This window comes from Pseudomonas taeanensis MS-3 (assembly GCF_000498575.2).
GTDB classification, from domain to species: Bacteria; Pseudomonadota; Gammaproteobacteria; order Pseudomonadales; family Pseudomonadaceae; genus Aquipseudomonas; species Aquipseudomonas taeanensis.
In genome coordinates this window covers 568628-585613 of the sequence record NZ_AWSQ01000001.1, presented here as the reverse complement: position 1 = coordinate 585613, position 16986 = coordinate 568628, and the positions used below count along the sequence as shown (strand labels likewise).

Sequence of the window (16986 nt, the reverse complement as noted above, 5' to 3'; positions counted from 1 at the left end):
GGCACCGCGCATACAGCCCTGAATGCCGGTGTCCGACCGTCTGTTCTTGCCGAATCAACACGGAGTCGCCATGACTACTTCGACCCTCGACACGCACCTGAAAAGTGCGCCCGCGGCTGCCGGCGGTAAGCGCCGCTCGCTCAAGCCTGGCTGGTTTCTGGTCAGCCCTTCAGTGGCCCTGCTGCTGCTATGGATGATCATCCCCCTGGGCATGACCATCTATTTCTCGCTGATTCGTTACAACCTGTTGTACCCCGGTGAGAACCAGTTCGTCGGTCTGGAGAACTTCGAATACTTCCTCACCGACGCTGGTTTCATGCCGGGTGCGCTCAATACCCTGGCCCTGGTCGGCAGCGTACTGCTGATCAGCGTGGTGTTCGGCGTGCTGATCGCCGCGTTGCTGGAAGCCTGTGAGTTCTGGGGCCGGGGCATCGTGCGGGTGCTGCTGATTTCGCCCTTCTTCATCATGCCGACGGTCAGTGCGCTGGTGTGGAAGAACCTGATCTTCCATCCGGTCTCCGGAATCCTCGCCGCCATCTGGAAGTTCTTCGGCGCGCAACCGGTGGACTGGCTGGCGCAGCATCCGTTGCTGTCGATCATCTTCATCGTGTCCTGGCAGTGGCTGCCGTTCGCCATCCTGATCCTGATGACCGCCATGCAGTCGCTGGATCAGGATCAGAAGGAGGCCGCGCGCCTCGATGGTGCCGGGCCCATTGCGATCTTCTGGCACCTGACCCTGCCGCACCTGGCCCGGCCGATCGCCGTGGTGGTGATGATCGAGACGATCTTCCTGCTCTCGGTGTTCGCCGAAATCTTCACCACCACCAGCGGCGGCCCCGGTTTCGAGTCCACCAACCTGGCCTACCTGATCTACAACCATGCGCTGCTGCAGTTCGACGTCGGCATGGCATCCGCTGGCGGCTTGATCGCAGTGGTCATCGCCAACCTCGCGGCGATCGTGCTGATCCGGATGATCGGCAAGAACCTCACCAACCAGTAATGAGGCTTTGATCATGCTCACGCTTAAACAATCCCGTCGCCTGCAGAGTGTGCTGGTCGGCACTTCATCCTGGGCTATCGCCGCGCTGATTTTCTTCCCGATCCTGTGGATGATCCTCACCAGCTTCAAGACCGAGATCGATGCGTTCGCCACGCCGCCGCAATTTTTCTTCATGCCGACGCTGGAGAACTACCTGCTGATCAATGAGCGCAGTGATTACTTCAGCTTCGCCTGGAATTCGCTGCTGATTTCCTCCGTGGCGACCCTGCTGTGCATGCTCATCGCGGTGCCGGCGGCCTACTCCATGGCGTTCTTCGAGAGCCGCCACACCAAGCGCACGCTGCTGTGGATGCTGTCGACCAAGATGCTGCCACCGGTGGGCGTGCTGATGCCGATCTACCTGATCTGCCAGAGCCTGGGCCTGCTCGATTCACGCATCGCGCTGATCGTCATCTACACCCTGATCAACCTGCCGATCGTGGTCTGGATGATTTACACCTACTTCAAGGACATCCCCGTCGACATCCTCGAAGCCGCACGCCTGGACGGCGCCACCACCCTGCAGGAAATCGGCCGCGTGCTGCTGCCGATCGCCCGCGGCGGCCTGGCCTCGACCATGTTGCTGTCGTTGATCCTGTGCTGGAACGAGGCGTTCTGGTCGCTCAACCTGACCTCCTCGGCCGCCGCCCCGCTCACCGCGCTGGTCGCTTCCTACTCCAGTCCAGAAGGCCTGTTCTGGGCCAAGCTCTCGGCGGTTTCGACCCTGGCTTGTGCGCCCATCCTGATCTTCGGCTGGATCAGCCAAAAACAACTCGTACGCGGCCTGTCCTTCGGCGCAGTCAAGTAACAAGAGGATTTTCCCATGGCAGATTTGAAGATTCGTAACCTGAAAAAAGGCTTCGACGGCACCGCCATCATCAAGGGCATCGACCTGGACGTACGCGACCGCGAGTTCGTCGTGTTCGTCGGTCCGTCCGGCTGCGGCAAGTCCACCCTGCTGCGGCTGATCGCCGGGCTCGAGGAAGTCACCAGCGGCACCATCGAACTGGATGGCAAGGACATCACCGACATGGCCCCGGCCAAGCGCGACCTGGCCATGGTGTTCCAGACCTACGCCCTGTACCCGCACATGACCGTGGGCAAGAACCTGTCCTTCGCCCTCGACCTGGCCGGTGTGGCCAAGAGTGAGGTCAAGGAAAAGGTGCAGAACGCCGCGCGCATCCTCGAACTGGAGCCGCTGCTCGAGCGCAAGCCCAAGCAGCTTTCCGGCGGTCAGCGCCAGCGCGTGGCCATCGGCCGCGCCATCGTGCGCAACCCGAAGATCTTCCTGTTCGACGAGCCGCTGTCCAACCTCGACGCCGCCCTGCGCGTGCAGACCCGACTGGAGCTGGCGCGCCTGCACCAGGAGCTGCAGGCGACCATGATCTACGTGACCCACGACCAGGTCGAAGCCATGACCCTGGCCGACAAGGTGGTGGTGCTCAACGGCGGACGTGTCGAGCAGGTCGGCTCGCCGATGGAACTCTATCACCAGCCGGCCAACCTGTTCGTCGCCGGGTTCCTCGGCACACCGAAGATGGGCTTCCTGCGTGGTCAGGCCGGCAAGGCCGACGGCGCCGCCTGCGAGGTGAAGCTGGAGTGCGGCGCGCAACTGAGCCTGCCGTTGGCCGCTGGCGGCCTCGCCGCGGGCAGCCCGGTGACCCTGGGTGTGCGTCCCGAGCACTTCAACATAGTGCCGGCCGGCCAAGGCCAGCTGCGGGTCATCGCCGATGTCAGTGAGCGTCTGGGCAGTGACACCTACTGTCACGTGCGCACGGCCTCCAAGGAGATGCTGACCATTCGGGTGCGTGGTGATTTCGCCCCGCGCGCTGGCGAAACCCTGGAACTGGCGTTCGATCCGGCGCATTGCCACCTCTTCGATGCCGATGGCCAGGCCATTGCCAAACGACTCCAGCAGGCGGCCTGAGGCCGCCCGTCAGACCCGCTTAGGAAGCTCAGATGAAACTCAATCGCCAGCATCTCGAACAGCTGGCGGCGCCTATCGCGCTGCCCGCCTACCGTGCCGACACGACCCAGCAGGGCATCGCCCACATCGGTGTCGGCGGCTTCCACCGCGCCCATGAGGCGTTCTATACCGAGGCCCTGATGAACCAGGGCGAAGCCCTCGACTGGAGCATCTGTGGCGTCGGCTTGCGCGGTGCCGATCGCGCCATGCGCGATGCTCTGGCCGGGCAGGACTACCTCTACACCCTGGTCGAGCTGGGTGACGACGCGCGCAACGCGGTGCAAGTGGTTGGCGCCATCAGTGGCATGCTGCTGGCCGAGGATTCGCCGCAGGCGCTGATCGACAAACTGGCTGATCCGGCGATTCGCATCGTCTCGCTGACCATCACCGAAGGCGGCTACTGCATGGACGACAGCAGCGGCGAGTTTCTCGCCGAGCTGCCCGACATTCAGCACGACCTGGCCCATCCCGAGGCCCCGCGCAGCGTCTTCGGCTTTCTCTGCACGGCCTTGGCCAAGCGCCGCGCCGCCGGCACCCCGGCCTTCACCCTGATGTCCTGCGATAACCTGCCGCACAACGGTGCGGTGACGCGCAAGGCGCTGCTCAGCTTCGCTCGCCTGGCCGACCCCGAATTGGCGGCCTGGATCGAGGCCAACGTCAGTTTCCCCAATGCCATGGTCGACCGCATCACCCCCATGACCAGTGACGCGCACCGCCAGCAACTGGCCGAGCGCCACGGCATCGAGGACGCCTGGCCGGTGGTCTGCGAGCCCTTCGTGCAGTGGGTGCTGGAGGACAAGTTCGTCAACGGTCGGCCGGCCTGGGAAAAGGTCGGGGTGCAGTTCACCGACGACGTCACGCCCTACGAAGAGATGAAGATCAAGCTGCTCAACGGCAGCCATCTGGCGCTGACTTACCTGGGCTTTCTCAAGGGTTATCGCTTCGCGCACGAGACCATGAACGATCCGTTGCTACGGCGTTTCGTGCGGACCTTCATGGACCTGGATGTCACCCCGCAACTGGCGCCGGTGCCGGGTATCGACCTGGATGTGTACAAGGACACGCTGATCGAGCGTTTCTCCAACCAGGCCATCGCCGATCAACTGGAGCGGATCTGCTCCGATGGTTCGTCGAAGCTGCCCAAGTTCATCGTGCCGACCCTCAACCGGCTGATCGCCGACGGTCGCCCGCTGGAGCGGGTCGCGCTGGTGATAGCGGCCTGGGCGCTGTACCTCGAAGGCGTCGATGAGCGTGGTGAGCGCTTCAACATCGTCGATCCGCGTGCAGACTATTGCCAGGCGCTGGTCGCCGAGCGTGAGCAGATCAGCGTCAAGCTGCTGGGGGCCGAAGCGATCTTCGGCACGGCGATCCCGCAGTCGGCGGCGTTCGTTGCGGCCTTCCAGCGCAACCTTGACAGCCTGCGCAGCCAGGGCGTGAGCGCCACCCTGCAAACCCTGCTCGGTTAAGCCACCAGGAGCCCCCATATGTCCAGCCTGCTCGAACAACTGAAAGTGCAGAGCCTGGGCTGAATTCACGGGATCAGACGCGTATGTTTCTAGGCATCGATTGCGGAACCCAGGGCACCAAGGCGCTGGTGCTGGACGCCGACAGCGGCCGGGTACTCGGCGAAGGCAGTGCCGCGCACCGGCTGATCAGCGCGGCTAACGGCAAGCGCGAGCAGCAGCCGGCCGATTGGCTGCTGGCGTTCGAGCAGGCCACCCGCGCCGCCCTGGAGCAGGCCGGGGTGCCCGGCAGCGCCATTCTCGCGGTCGGTGTGTCCGGTCAACAGCACGGCCTGGTGTTGCTCGATGAGCAGGGCGAGGTGTTGCGGCCGGCCAAGTTGTGGTGCGATACCGAATCGGCGCCGCAGAATCAGCGCCTGCTCGACTACCTAGGCGGCGAGGCGGGTTCGCTGGAGCGTCTGGGCGTGGCCATCGCGCCTGGTTACACGGTGTCCAAACTGCTCTGGACCCAGGAGCAGCACCCTGACGTCTTCGCGCGCATCGCCCATATCCTGCTGCCCCACGACTACCTCAACTACTGGCTGAGCGGCCGTTACTGCAGCGAGTATGGCGATGCTTCCGGCACCGGCTATTTCGATGTGCGTCGGCGCCGCTGGGATAGCGCCTTGCTCGAGCATATCGATCCGTCGGGGCGCTTGGTGGCGGCCCTGCCGGAGCTCATCGAGTCAGGTCGCTGCCTCGGCCCGCTGCGCCCGCAAGTCGCCCAGCGCCTGGGGCTCAACCCGCGTGCGCTGGTGGCCAGCGGCGGTGGTGACAACATGATGGGGGCCATCGGCACCGGCAACATCCGCCCCGGTGCGATCACCATGAGCCTGGGCACATCCGGCACTCTGTACGCCTATGCCGAGCAACCGCAGGTCAGCCAGCAGCCGCAGGTCGCCAGTTTCTGCTCGTCTTCCGGCGGCTGGCTGCCGTTGATCTGCACCATGAACCTGACCAACGCCACGGGCGCCATCCAGCAATTGCTGGAGCTGGACCTGGCCAGCTTCGGCGCCCTGGTGACACAAGCGCCGATCGGCGCCGAGGGGCTGCTGATGTTGCCGTTCCTCAATGGCGAACGGGTGCCGCCATTGCCGAATGCCAGCGCCAGCCTGTTCGGCATGACCAGCGACAACCTGACCCGCGCCAACCTCTGCCGGGCGGTGGTCGAAGGCACCAGCTTCGGCCTGCGCTATGGCCTCGATCTGTTGCGCGCCAGCGGTATCGAATGCCGCAGCATCCGCTTGATCGGTGGCGGCGCTAATAGTCCGATATGGCGACAGATCGTCGCCGACATCATGGCCACCCCGCTGGTCTGTCCGCGGCATACCGAGGCGGCGGCGCTCGGTGCGGCGATTCAGGCGGCCTGGAGCCTGGCGCGTGAACAGGGGCGCAGCACCAGCCTGGACGAGTTGTGTGCGACCTGCGTCAGCCTCGATGAGAGCTGCGCAACCGAGCCGGACCCTGAACGCAGTGCGCGCTATGAGGTGGTGTACCAGCGCTATCGCGAGCAGGTGCAGCAGCTGCAATAAATACCCGGCGGCGGGTCTGCCAGCCAGACGCGCTACGCCGAACCTGAATGTCCTGTGCGCTGCGGCGCCTTTCCCCGAAGCGGAGACGGTTATGTATCTAGTGTGTGGTGAAGCCCTGTTCGATGTCTTCAGCCTGGCGGCCGGCGCGCGCAGCAGTCAGCTGGATTTGCAGGCGATTGCCGGCGGCTCGCCGTTCAATGTGGCGGTCGGTTTGCGCCGTCTGGGCAGCGACTCGGCCCTGTTCGCCGGGATGTCCAGCGACTTCCTCGGTGCCCGGCTGCGCCGGGTGTTGCAGGAGGAAGGCGTGAGCGAGCGCTATCTGGTCGACAGCGACGCGCCAACCACCCTGGCGATGGTCGCTGTGGATGCCCAGGGCGTGCCGCACTACAGCTTTCGCGGCGAGGGCTGCGCCGATCGGCAGCTGCGCACTGAGCATCTGCCGGCACTCGATACGCAGGTGCGCGGCATCCATGTCGGCTCTTACTCCCTGGTGGTGACGCCCATCGCCGATACCCTGTTCGAACTGGTGCGGCGCGAGTGCGATCAGCGCCTGATCAGCCTCGACCCCAATGTGCGCCTCGGCGTCGAGCCCAGTATCGAACTGTGGCGCCAGCGCATCGAGGCATTCGCCGCCCAGGCGCACCTGATCAAGGTCAGCGAGGAAGACCTGGCGCTGCTCTACCCGCAGCGCAAGCCCGAGGAGGTCGTCAGCCAGTGGCTCGGTCAGCGTTGTCAGCTGGTGTTCCTCACCCACGGCAGCGACGGTGCCAGCGTGCACAGCCGCCAGCACGGGCATTGGTCGGTGCCGGCGCAGGCGGTGCAGACCCGCGATACCGTCGGCGCCGGTGACACCTTCCAGGCCGCGCTGCTCGCCTACCTGGCCCGCTATGGGCTGGACAGCCCGGCGGCGCTGGCCGAGCTGTCCCGCGGGCACATCGAGGCAATGCTCGGCTACGCCGTCCGCGCAGCCGCAGTGACCTGCTCGCGGGTCGGGCCGGATCTGCCCTACGCCCATGAGCTGGAACAGCCATGAGCCAGGCCGCGGCCTCACCCTTTTTTGCATCCACGTCCGCAGGAGTCGTTATGCAGTACCCCCAGTCACCGTTCGATGTTACCCAGTTGCCCAGTTGGCAGGCCCTCGCTGCGCACCGCGAGAGCCTTGGCAGTTTCAGCATGCGCGAGGCATTCGCCGAGCAGCCTGAGCGTTTCGACGAATTCTCCCTTAAAGACTGCGGGCTGTTCCTCGACTACTCGAAAAACCTGATCACCACCCAGACCCGCGAGTTGCTGGTCGGTCTGGCGCGCGAAGCGGGTCTGGAGCGTGCGATTCACGCGTTGTACGACGGTGCGCTGGTCAACGCTTCGGAGCGTCGCCCGGCCCTGCATACGGCTCTACGCCGACCGATTGGCGACAAGGTGCTGGTCGATGGGGTGGATGTGATGCCCGAGGTGCATCGCGTGCTCAATCAAATGACCGAGTTGGTTGGCCGTGTGCATGACGGCCTGTGGCGTGGCTACAGCGAAAAGCCGATCACCGATGTGGTCAACATCGGCATCGGCGGCTCCTTCCTCGGACCGCAGCTGGTATCCGAAGCCCTCTTGCCTTTCGCCCAGCGCGGTGTGCGCTGCCATTATCTGGCCAATATCGATGGTAGCGAGTTCCATGAGCTGTCGGCCAAGCTGCGCGCGGAAACCACCCTGTTCATTGTCTCGTCGAAAACCTTCAATACCCTGGAAACCCTGAAGAACGCCCAGGCGGCGCGCGGCTGGTATCTGGCCCAGGGCGGCACCGAGGGCGAGCTGCACCGCCACTTCATCGCGGTGTCGAGCAATACGCCCGCGGCAGTGGCCTTCGGCATTCGCGAGGAGAACATTCTGCCGATGTGGGACTGGGTCGGTGGTCGCTACTCGCTGTGGTCGGCAATCGGCATGCCCATCGCCATGTCGATCGGCATGTCCAACTTCAAGGAGCTGCTGTCCGGTGCCTACCGCATGGACCAGCACTTCCAGAACGCGCCGTTCGAACGCAACATGCCAGTACTGCTGGCCTTGCTGGGCATCTGGTATGGCAATTTCTGGGGCGCGCAGAGCCAGGCGATCCTGCCGTACGACCACTATTTGCGCAATATCACCAAGCACCTGCAGCAACTGGACATGGAGTCCAACGGCAAGCGCGTGCGTCAGGACGGCAGCGCCGTGGATTTCCAAACCGGCCCGGTGATCTGGGGCGGGGTCGGTTGCAACGGCCAGCACGCCTATCACCAGTTACTGCACCAGGGCACCCAGCTGATTCCGGCGGATTTCATCGTGCCGGTGAGCAGCTATAACCCGGTCGCCGATCACCACCAGTGGCTGTTCGCCAACTGCCTGTCGCAGAGCCAGGCATTGATGCTCGGCAAGACCCTGCATGAGGCCGAGCGGGAGCTGCGTGACCAGGGCCTGGGCGAAGACGAGGTGCAGCGCCTGGCAGCACACAAGGTGGTCCCGGGCAACCGGCCGAGCAACACCCTGGTGATGGAACGGGTCAGTCCGCGCCGGCTCGGCGCCTTGATTGCGCTCTATGAGCACAAGGTGTTCGCCCAGAGCGTGATCTGGGGCACCAACGCCTTCGATCAGTGGGGCGTGGAACTGGGCAAGCAGCTGGGCAAGGGCGTGTATTCACGTCTGGTCGGCAGCGACACAGGTGCCGCCGAAGATGGCTCGACCCAGGGTTTGATCGACTTCTTCCGCGGTCGTCATCGTGGCTGATAGGACGCCGCCAAGCCTGAAGTAAAACGCGGCAGCGTCCCCCTCAAGTCATTACATGTGCGCAAAGCCGAGCGATTCGCCGCTCGGTAGGGAGGCTGTGCGCCTGAATAACCCGCAACAACCCGTCGCTTCGGCGGTTATCCGAAGCACCTCACACAATAAAAACAATCAGGAGTAATCATGCAGATCAGTCTCAACCCTCGGTCATCGCGTCTACCCGGCGCTGTACGCGTCGCCCCCTACCTGCTGGCCCTGACCCTGGCTTTGCCCCAGGTCCAGGCCCTGGAGTTCACCGGCTATGTGCGCAGCGGTGTGGGTAGTGCGGACGGCAATGGCAGTCAGTCCTGCTTCCAATTGCCCGGTGCCCAATCGAAATATCGCCTGGGCAACGAATGCGAGCAGTATTCCGAGCTCGACCTGCGTCAGGATCTATTGACCCTGGATGACGGCTCGGTGGTGAGTGTCGAGGCCATGGCGCAGTTGTTCAACGAGTACGGCCATACGCCTGAGTTCACCGGCGAGCATGGTTTTACCCGGATGAACCAGATGTTCGCCGAATGGAGCAACGTGCCGGCGCTCAATGGCGGTTCGCTGTGGGCCGGACGACGCTTCTACAAACGCAACGACATCCATATCTCCGACTTCTTCTACTGGAACCAGAGCGCCACCGGCGCCGGTATCGAGGACTACGAGCTGGGTGGCCTGAAGTACAGCTACGCCTTTTCGCGTAAGGACAGTGTGTTCCAGCAGGAGTACATCAACCGTCACGACTTCAACGTGGCCGGCTTCGATACCAATCCGGGGGGTGAGCTGGAATTCGGCCTGAGCTATATCGACAAGCCGCGCCATATCGAAGGCGCCTACAGCGGCTGGTCGATCACCGCTCAGCATAAGCAGAAGGATGTTTTCGGCTCCGGCGCCAACAACACCTTTGCCCTGCAGTACGGTGCTGGCCCCGGTACCGCGCTGGGCTCTACCGGCGATGTCAACCTGGACGACAGCGCCAAACGCTATCGCTTGGTCGAGTTCTTCGATTGGCAGATGACTCCGCGTATCGGTGGGCAGTTTCAGGTGGTCTACCAGAAGGACAAGCAAATGGACCAGAGCTACCAGAACTGGTTGTCGGTGGGTGGGCGGACGACGTATGCCTTCACCGAGCAGTTCAAGCTGATTGGCGAACTGGGTCGTGATCAGGTCCAGGCGCCGGGCGGCACCCGCAAGCTGACCAAGTTCACCATCGCACCGACCTGGTCGCCGGCCGGTCCTGGTTTCTGGGTACGCCCCGAGTTCCGCCTGTATTACACCTATGCCACCTGGAACCAGGCAGCACAGCGTGCAGCCAGTGAGTTGGCAGCAGGTTCTGCCTTGTCCGACAGCGGTGCCTTCGAGACCGCGCTGCATGGCTCCAACTTCGGTGCGCAGGTCGAGTACTGGTGGTGACCGCCAGTTACGCTAGCGACTGGTGGGCTGTACGGATAGTTGGTTAACTCAAGTTCGGATGGTTGAGGTTCCGAGACCAGACGCTGCGACGAGTCATAGCAGGCTATGGCGAGGAGCGGCAACGCAGTACCGGGGCCTCACTCGCTGAACTTGACTAAGGTGAACTTGCCACCCAGACCACTAGACTGCGGCGCTTGCCTGGTGCGCCGACAATACTGCCAGGGGCTGCTGTTGAGCATCTCCTGGCAGGGTTGTATCTGGGGGCGCGGGTGACTATTGGAAGGACGCGTGGTGACCGAAGGTTCGCGGCGAGTGTCCACTTAGGGTATGTAACAACCTGCCCAGAGCACCTGCCACGTCGGGCGATTGTGATTTCCGCAGTTTTATTGAGGTTGCCAGTATGGATAACGAACAGCACAGCGCCACGCCAGTGACCGTGACTGAGAGCGCCGAGGAGGCGCTGCACAACATTGTCGAGGGTTTTCGACGCTTTCGTGAGGAGGTCGTGCCGCAGCAACAGGCGTTGTTCAAGAAGCTCGCCCATGAACAGACGCCGCGGGCGATGTTCATCACCTGTGCCGACTCGCGCATCGTCCCCGAGCTGATTACCCAGAGTGATCCCGGCGACCTGTTCGTTGCCCGCAATGTTGGCAACGTGGTGCCGCCCTACGGGCAGATGATGGGCGGGGTGTCCACGGCCATCGAGTTCGCGGTGATGGCGCTCGGGGTGCATCACATCATCATCTGCGGGCATTCCGACTGCGGTGCGATGAAGGCGGTGCTCGACCCTGAGACCCTCAAGCGCATGCCTACGGTCAAGGCCTGGCTACGCCATGCCGAAGTGGCCAAGACAGTGGTCGCGGACAATTGCGGCTGCGCCGATCACACCACCCTCGGCATCCTCACCGAGGAAAACGTCGTGGCTCAACTCGACCACCTGCGCACCCACCCCTCGGTGGCCTCGCGCCTGGCCAGCGGCCAGCTGTTTATCCACGGTTGGGTGTATGACATCGAGACCGGCGATATCAAGGCCTATGACGCCGAGCAAGGCACGTTCCGCCTGATCGGCAACGGCCCGCTGCCGATGGCCACACCTCGGGCGCGTTACCCGCACGCCTGAAGCTCAGATTGGTCAGGGGCTTCGTCCGATGTCAGCTGGGCCTTTAGCTCAGGCCAGGCGTGCTACCCGGCAGCGCGGGTCTGGTCCAGCACCAACTCGACACCCAATTGGCCGGAGAGGCAGGGCCAGCGTCTCCAGGCCGCTTCGGTTTGTGGGTCGCTCAGGCGCTTGCGGTAGGCCACTACCGAGTCTTGGGCGAAGCTGGCTTCATCGAGCATGCCGTCCACCGCGTGGTGCACGGCTTCGTCCAACTGGTTGGCAAAGGGCTCACCGATCAATTGGTGGGCGATCAGGTTGGCCACCGTGGTGTCCAACGGAATCAGCGGCTGGCCCAGGTGCGCGATGTAGCGGTCATTGACTTCCTCGACCAGGCGATGGGCCAGGTAGGCCTCATCGAGCAGGCCGTCGAGGCCATCGTGCCCAGCCATCAAGGCCGGCGGCTGGATAAAGAACTGTTCCGCGACTTTCAGAACCGGTTTGATCTGAGCTTCGATTCCGGCTTCGCGAGCGACCTGATTGGCCGCCTCCAGAACATCCGGTACTTGCTCGATATAGGCCATGACGAAGCGCGTCAGCGCGCCCAGCGCATCATCGCTTGGCAGGCGTATCGAGGGGTGCAGGTGGTCGAGTTGAGCCTGCAGTAGTCGGGCAAGCTGGCCGCTGCTGGCGTCATGTTGCTGGGCGCGCTGGATCAGTTCGCGCAGGGCGGGAGTGTTCATGGCGTCTCCTGAAATGATGACATGGGCGTGAAACATAGCTGGCTGGGCGCGGTTGCTAAGACGCGATTGTCATAATTTTTTAATACTTATGCGAGTGCGCTATAACGCGGCGCAGTCGATTTTATCCCGCTGGGGACAAGCGTGGCGTTTAGGACAAGCCTTGCGGGGCTTTGGTCATTTTCGTTTTGGCGTTGCGAGGTGGAAGACCCCGTCTATACTCGAACTCGAAAGACAGTACTTGATGGAACCGGACGGGCTTCGGCACGGAGAGGTTTCGACAGTGGTCGCCAGCAGATTGGCAGTCGATCCCTTTGCCGCAGGCACCGCCGGCGGGATAACAAGAACCATAAGGGGAACCCGCAATGACGCGACATCCACGAGTTTGGATGGGCCTCCTGCTGTGGTTGGCATTTGGTGCGGCGCAAGCCGAATGGGGCGTCAATATGGCGCCTGGTGCTACCGAGGTCAGCCGCTCAGTGTTTGACTTGCACATGACTATCTTCTGGATCTGCGTAGTGATCGGCGTGGTGGTGTTCGGCGCCATGTTCTGGTCGATGCTGATCCACCGCCGTTCCACAGGACAAGAGCCCGCGCACTTTCACGAAAGCACTACGGTAGAGATTCTCTGGACCGTGGTGCCCTTGGTGATTCTGGTGCTGATGGCGATCCCCGCGACCAAGACCCTGATCGATATCTACGACAGCTCGGAATCCGAGCTGGATATTCAGATCACCGGCTACCAGTGGAAATGGCAATACAAATACCTGGGGCAGGACGTCGAGTTCTTCAGCAACCTGACCACGCCGGCCGAGCAGATCAACAACAAAGCCGAAAAGGGCGAGCACTACCTGCTGGAGGTCGATGAGCCGCTGGTGGTGCCAGCCGGGACCAAGGTGCGCTTCCTGATCACCTCAGCCGATGTCATCCATTCCTGGTGGGTGCCGGCGCTGGCGGTTAAAAAGGACGCCATTCCCGGCTTCGTCAACGAGTCCTGGACGCGGGTCGACGAGCCGGGGCTGTATCGCGGCCAGTGCGCCGAGTTGTGCGGCAAGGATCATGGCTTCATGCCGATAGTGGTCGAGGTCAAAACGAAAGCGGATTTCGCCACCTGGCTGGCCGAGCGCAAGCAAGCGTCCGCCGCGGAGAAGGAGCTGACGAGCAAGGAGTGGAGTCAGGAAGAGCTTATGGCCCGCGGCGAGAAGACCTACAACACCACCTGTGCCGCCTGTCACCAGGCTAGCGGTGAAGGCTTGCCGCCGATGTTCCCAGCGTTGAAAGGCTCTGCCATCGCCACCGGGCCCGTCGAGGAGCATATCGGCATCGTGGTCAACGGCAAGCCGGGCACCTCCATGGCCGCCTTCGGCAAGCAACTGTCGGAAGTCGATATCGCCGCCATCATCACTTACGAACGCAATGCCTGGGGCAACAAGGTCGGTGACATGGTCACGCCCAAGGACATTCTCACGTTCAAACAGGCTCAGGAGTAAGGACATGAGTGCAGTGATCGATACGGATCATAAAGGTCATGGCCATGCCGGGGATGACCATCACCACGGACCGGCCAAGGGCCTGATGCGCTGGGTACTGACCACCAACCACAAGGACATCGGCACCATGTACCTGTGGTTCAGCTTCGCCATGTTTCTGCTGGGCGGCAGCATGGCCATGGTGATCCGCGCCGAGCTGTTCCAACCCGGGCTGCAAATCGTGCAGCCTGAATTCTTCAACCAGATGACTACCATGCACGGCCTGATCATGGTCTTCGGTGCGGTGATGCCGGCGTTCGTCGGCCTCGCCAACTGGATGATTCCGTTGATGATCGGCGCGCCGGACATGGCCTTGCCGCGGATGAACAACTTCAGCTTCTGGCTGTTACCGGCGGCTTTTGGCCTGCTGGTGTCGACCCTGTTCACGGCAGGCGGCGGGCCGAACTTCGGCTGGACCTTCTACGCGCCGTTGTCCACTACCTACGCGCCGGAAAGCGTGACCTTCTTCATCTTCGCCATCCACCTTATGGGCATCAGTTCGATCATGGGGGCGATCAACGTGGTCGCCACCATCCTCAACCTGCGCGCACCGGGCATGACCCTGATGAAGATGCCGTTGTTCGTCTGGACCTGGTTGATCACAGCCTTCCTGCTGATCGCGGTGATGCCGGTGCTGGCCGGGTGCGTGACCATGATGCTGATGGACATCCACTTCGGCACCAGCTTCTTCAGTGCCGCTGGCGGTGGCGATCCAGTGCTGTTCCAGCATGTATTCTGGTTCTTCGGCCACCCCGAGGTGTACATCATGATCCTGCCCGCCTTCGGCGCGGTCAGCTCGATCATCCCGGCCTTCGCGCGCAAGCCGCTGTTCGGTTACACCTCGATGGTCTACGCCACCGCATCGATCGCCTTCCTCTCGTTCATCGTCTGGGCGCACCACATGTTCACCGTGGGCATTCCGCTCACCGGCGAGTTGTTCTTCATGTACGCCACCCTGCTGATCGCCGTGCCCACCGGGGTCAAGGTGTTCAACTGGGCGAGCACCATGTGGCGCGGTTCGATGACCTTCGAGACGCCGATGCTGTTCGCCGTGGCCTTCGTCATTCTGTTCACCATTGGCGGCTTCTCCGGACTGATGCTGGCCATCGCCCCGGCGGACTTCCAATACCACGACACCTATTTCGTGGTGGCGCACTTCCACTACGTGCTGGTGCCGGGGGCGATCTTCGGCATCTTCGCCTCAGCCTACTTCTGGCTACCGAAGTGGACGGGGCACATGTATGACGAGACCCTCGGCAAGCTGCATTTCTGGATGAGCTTCATCGGCATGAACATGGCGTTCTTCCCGATGCACTTCGTCGGTCTGGCTGGCATGCCGCGGCGGATCCCCGACTACAACATGATGTTCGCCAACTTCAACATGGTCTCCTCGATCGGAGCCTTCATGTTCGGTGCGACCCAGCTGTTGTTCCTGTTTATCGTCATCAAGTGCATCCGTGGCGGCAAGCCCGCTGCGGCCAAACCATGGGACGGAGCCGACGGGCTGGAGTGGACGGTGCCTTCGCCGGCGCCCTATCACACCTTCCAGACTCCGCCGGAAGTGAAGTGATGAGCACCGCAGGCAGGCGCTTCGGCAACCCTGCGAATTCGCGCAGAGGAATCGGCCATGAGTGAAGCGCTCGGCATCCGTCGCCTGGTTCTGCGGCTGTCCCTGGTGGTGGTGGCGATGTTTGCCTTCGGTTTCGCTCTGGTGCCGATCTACGACGTGATGTGCCAGGCCTTTGGCATCAACGGTAAAACCGCCGGGGCCTACAGCGGCGCCCAGGTAGTGGATGAGCAACGTCAGGTGCGCGTGCAGTTTCTCGCCACCAACGCTGCGGGCATGTCTTGGGAGTTTCGCGCCAAGGCCGATGATTTGCTGGTGCATCCGGGGGGCAGTAACGAGATGTTGTTCGTCGCGTTCAACCCCACCGACCGGCCGATGACTGCCCAGGCCATTCCCAGCGTGGCGCCATCCAAGGCGGCCGCCTTCTTTCACAAGACCGAGTGTTTCTGTTTCACCCAACAGGTGTTGCAGCCCGGCGAGCGTATCGAAATGCCGGTGCGCTTCATTGTCGACCGCGACCTACCGGCCGACGTGCACCACCTGACTCTGGCTTACACTTTATTCGATGTCACTGCGCGTAAACCGCCTGTCGCCCAGGTGAGCCAATAAGGAGAACAAAGATGGCGTCTCACGAGCAGTATTACGTTCCGGCCCAGAGCAAGTGGCCGATCATCGCCACCCTCGGCCTGCTGATCACGGTCTACGGGCTCGGCACCTGGTTCAACGACATGAAGGCGGGGCGGCCGGAGTCCAGTGGCCCACTGATCTTCTTTGTCGGCGGACTGCTGGTCGCGTACATGCTGTTCGGCTGGTTCGGTACCGTGATCAAGGAAAGCCGCTCCGGCATGTACAGCGGGCAGATGGATCGCTCGTTCCGCTGGGGCATGAGCTGGTTCATCTTCTCCGAGGTGATGTTCTTCGCGGCGTTCTTCGGGGTGCTGTTCTATGTGCGTACCTGGGCCGGCCCCTGGCTCGGTGGCGAGGGCGACAAGGGCATCGCGAACATGTTGTGGCCGGGTTTCGAGTACAGCTGGCCGCTGCTCAACAATCCGGATTCCAAGTTGTTTCCTGCGCCTAGCGCGGTGATCGACCCTTGGCATCTGCCGCTGCTCAACACCGTGCTGCTGGTGTCGTCGAGCTTCACCCTGACCTTCGCTCACCACGCGCTACGCAAGAACCACCGCACGCCCCTGAAACTCTGGTTGGCGCTGACCGTACTGCTCGGTGCGGCGTTTCTGGCGTTCCAGGCCATTGAGTATGTGGAAGCCTATGAGGAACTGGGGCTGACCCTGGGTTCGGGTATCTACGGTGCGACTTTCTTCATGCTCACCGGCTTTCACGGCGCTCACGTCACCTTGGGCGCAATCATGCTCACGGTCATGCTGATCCGTATCTTGCGCGGGCATTTCACTCCCGACCAGCACTTCGGCTTCGAGGCTGCCGCCTGGTATTGGCACTTCGTCGACGTGGTCTGGTTAGGGCTGTTTACCTTTGTTTATGTGCTGTAGCGCGGCCTTGTCGGTTGAGCGCAGCACGCCACGCTCATTGGTTTCATGGGGCCGGCTCGCGAGCCTGCTACCAGGTGACGTGGGGGCTCAACTGGCCACTGTAGAAGCCCCAGGCGATCAGGCCGACGGTAATGGCCGTGAGTGTCACGCGAGCGGTCAGCGCATTGACCAGCCGTGAACTGCGGCCCTCGTCCTTGACCAGGAAGAACAGACCGCTGAACAGGCTGACCAGGGTGGCCAGGAGAAAGAGGATGATCGCGGCCTTGAGCATGCGTGACTCCGGGGGAAGGGGAATGCGCGGTATCCGCAGTATAACCAG

Annotated in this window: 15 protein-coding genes; 13 read left to right on the top strand and 2 right to left on the bottom strand. The window is 62.6% G+C overall.

Going from position 1 to position 16986, the window contains the following annotated elements:
- Nucleotides 1-70 precede the first annotated feature (70 nt).
- The 9 genes from TMS3_RS02480 (at nt 71) to TMS3_RS02440 (ending at nt 11347) form a co-directional block, all read left to right on the top strand.
- Nucleotides 71-1000 carry a carbohydrate ABC transporter permease gene (locus TMS3_RS02480; RefSeq protein WP_025163663.1) on the top strand — a complete coding sequence of 310 codons (930 nt, stop codon included), beginning with the start codon at nt 71-73 and terminating at the stop codon, nt 998-1000.
- Nucleotides 1001-1013: 13 nt separating this feature from the next.
- A complete protein-coding gene (locus TMS3_RS02475; RefSeq protein WP_025163662.1) occupies nt 1014-1847 on the top strand; it encodes a carbohydrate ABC transporter permease in 834 nt (277 codons plus the stop codon).
- Between the two features lie 15 nt (nt 1848-1862).
- The gene (locus tag TMS3_RS02470) at nt 1863-2966 is read left to right on the top strand and encodes an ABC transporter ATP-binding protein (RefSeq protein WP_025163661.1); all 1104 of its coding nucleotides are present in this window, start codon (nt 1863-1865) and stop codon (nt 2964-2966) included.
- 32 nt (nt 2967-2998) lie between these two features.
- On the top strand, nt 2999-4471 hold the full coding sequence (locus TMS3_RS02465; RefSeq protein WP_025163660.1) for a mannitol dehydrogenase family protein: 1473 nt from the start codon (nt 2999-3001) through the stop codon (nt 4469-4471).
- A gap of 83 nt (nt 4472-4554) precedes the next feature.
- Nucleotides 4555-6039, top strand: a complete 1485-nt coding sequence (gene xylB / locus TMS3_RS02460) for a xylulokinase (protein WP_025163659.1) — start codon at nt 4555-4557, stop codon at nt 6037-6039.
- A gap of 91 nt (nt 6040-6130) precedes the next feature.
- Nucleotides 6131-7072: a carbohydrate kinase family protein gene (locus TMS3_RS02455; RefSeq protein ID WP_025163658.1), complete on the top strand. Its 942-nt coding sequence runs from the start codon at nt 6131-6133 to the stop codon at nt 7070-7072.
- 50 nt (nt 7073-7122) lie between these two features.
- Nucleotides 7123-8787 carry a glucose-6-phosphate isomerase gene (gene pgi, locus TMS3_RS02450; RefSeq protein ID WP_025163657.1) on the top strand — a complete coding sequence of 555 codons (1665 nt, stop codon included), beginning with the start codon at nt 7123-7125 and terminating at the stop codon, nt 8785-8787.
- Nucleotides 8788-8967: 180 nt separating this feature from the next.
- Nucleotides 8968-10227 carry a maltoporin gene (locus TMS3_RS02445; RefSeq protein ID WP_025163656.1) on the top strand — a complete coding sequence of 420 codons (1260 nt, stop codon included), beginning with the start codon at nt 8968-8970 and terminating at the stop codon, nt 10225-10227.
- Between the two features lie 400 nt (nt 10228-10627).
- Entirely contained in the window at nt 10628-11347 is a 720-nt protein-coding gene (locus tag TMS3_RS02440; RefSeq protein WP_025163655.1) for a carbonic anhydrase, read from the top strand.
- A 62-nt stretch (nt 11348-11409) separates the two neighbouring features.
- Here the strand turns inward: TMS3_RS02440 and TMS3_RS02435 are convergent, their stop codons facing one another.
- Nucleotides 11410-12066 (bottom strand): hypothetical protein, encoded by a 657-nt coding sequence (locus tag TMS3_RS02435; protein WP_025163654.1) that lies wholly within the window; start codon nt 12064-12066, stop codon nt 11410-11412.
- A 362-nt stretch (nt 12067-12428) separates the two neighbouring features.
- Between TMS3_RS02435 and coxB the strand changes: the two genes are divergently transcribed.
- From coxB to TMS3_RS02415, 4 genes are read left to right on the top strand one after another with little or no spacing between them, the layout of a single operon-like run.
- Complete coding sequence (gene coxB / locus TMS3_RS02430; RefSeq protein WP_025163653.1) at nt 12429-13553, top strand: cytochrome c oxidase subunit II; 1125 nt, start codon at nt 12429-12431, stop codon at nt 13551-13553.
- Between the two features lie 4 nt (nt 13554-13557).
- Nucleotides 13558-15162 carry a cytochrome c oxidase subunit I gene (gene ctaD / locus TMS3_RS02425; RefSeq protein ID WP_025163652.1) on the top strand — a complete coding sequence of 535 codons (1605 nt, stop codon included), beginning with the start codon at nt 13558-13560 and terminating at the stop codon, nt 15160-15162.
- Between the two features lie 57 nt (nt 15163-15219).
- Nucleotides 15220-15768 (top strand): cytochrome c oxidase assembly protein, encoded by a 549-nt coding sequence (locus tag TMS3_RS02420; RefSeq protein ID WP_025163651.1) that lies wholly within the window; start codon nt 15220-15222, stop codon nt 15766-15768.
- 11 nt (nt 15769-15779) lie between these two features.
- Nucleotides 15780-16667 carry a cytochrome c oxidase subunit 3 gene (locus TMS3_RS02415; RefSeq protein WP_025163650.1) on the top strand — a complete coding sequence of 296 codons (888 nt, stop codon included), beginning with the start codon at nt 15780-15782 and terminating at the stop codon, nt 16665-16667.
- 67 nt (nt 16668-16734) lie between these two features.
- Here TMS3_RS02415 and TMS3_RS02410 read toward each other — a convergent pair whose 3' ends face one another.
- On the bottom strand, nt 16735-16938 hold the full coding sequence (locus tag TMS3_RS02410; RefSeq protein ID WP_025163649.1) for a twin transmembrane helix small protein: 204 nt from the start codon (nt 16936-16938) through the stop codon (nt 16735-16737).
- Nucleotides 16939-16986: the final 48 nt, after the last annotated feature.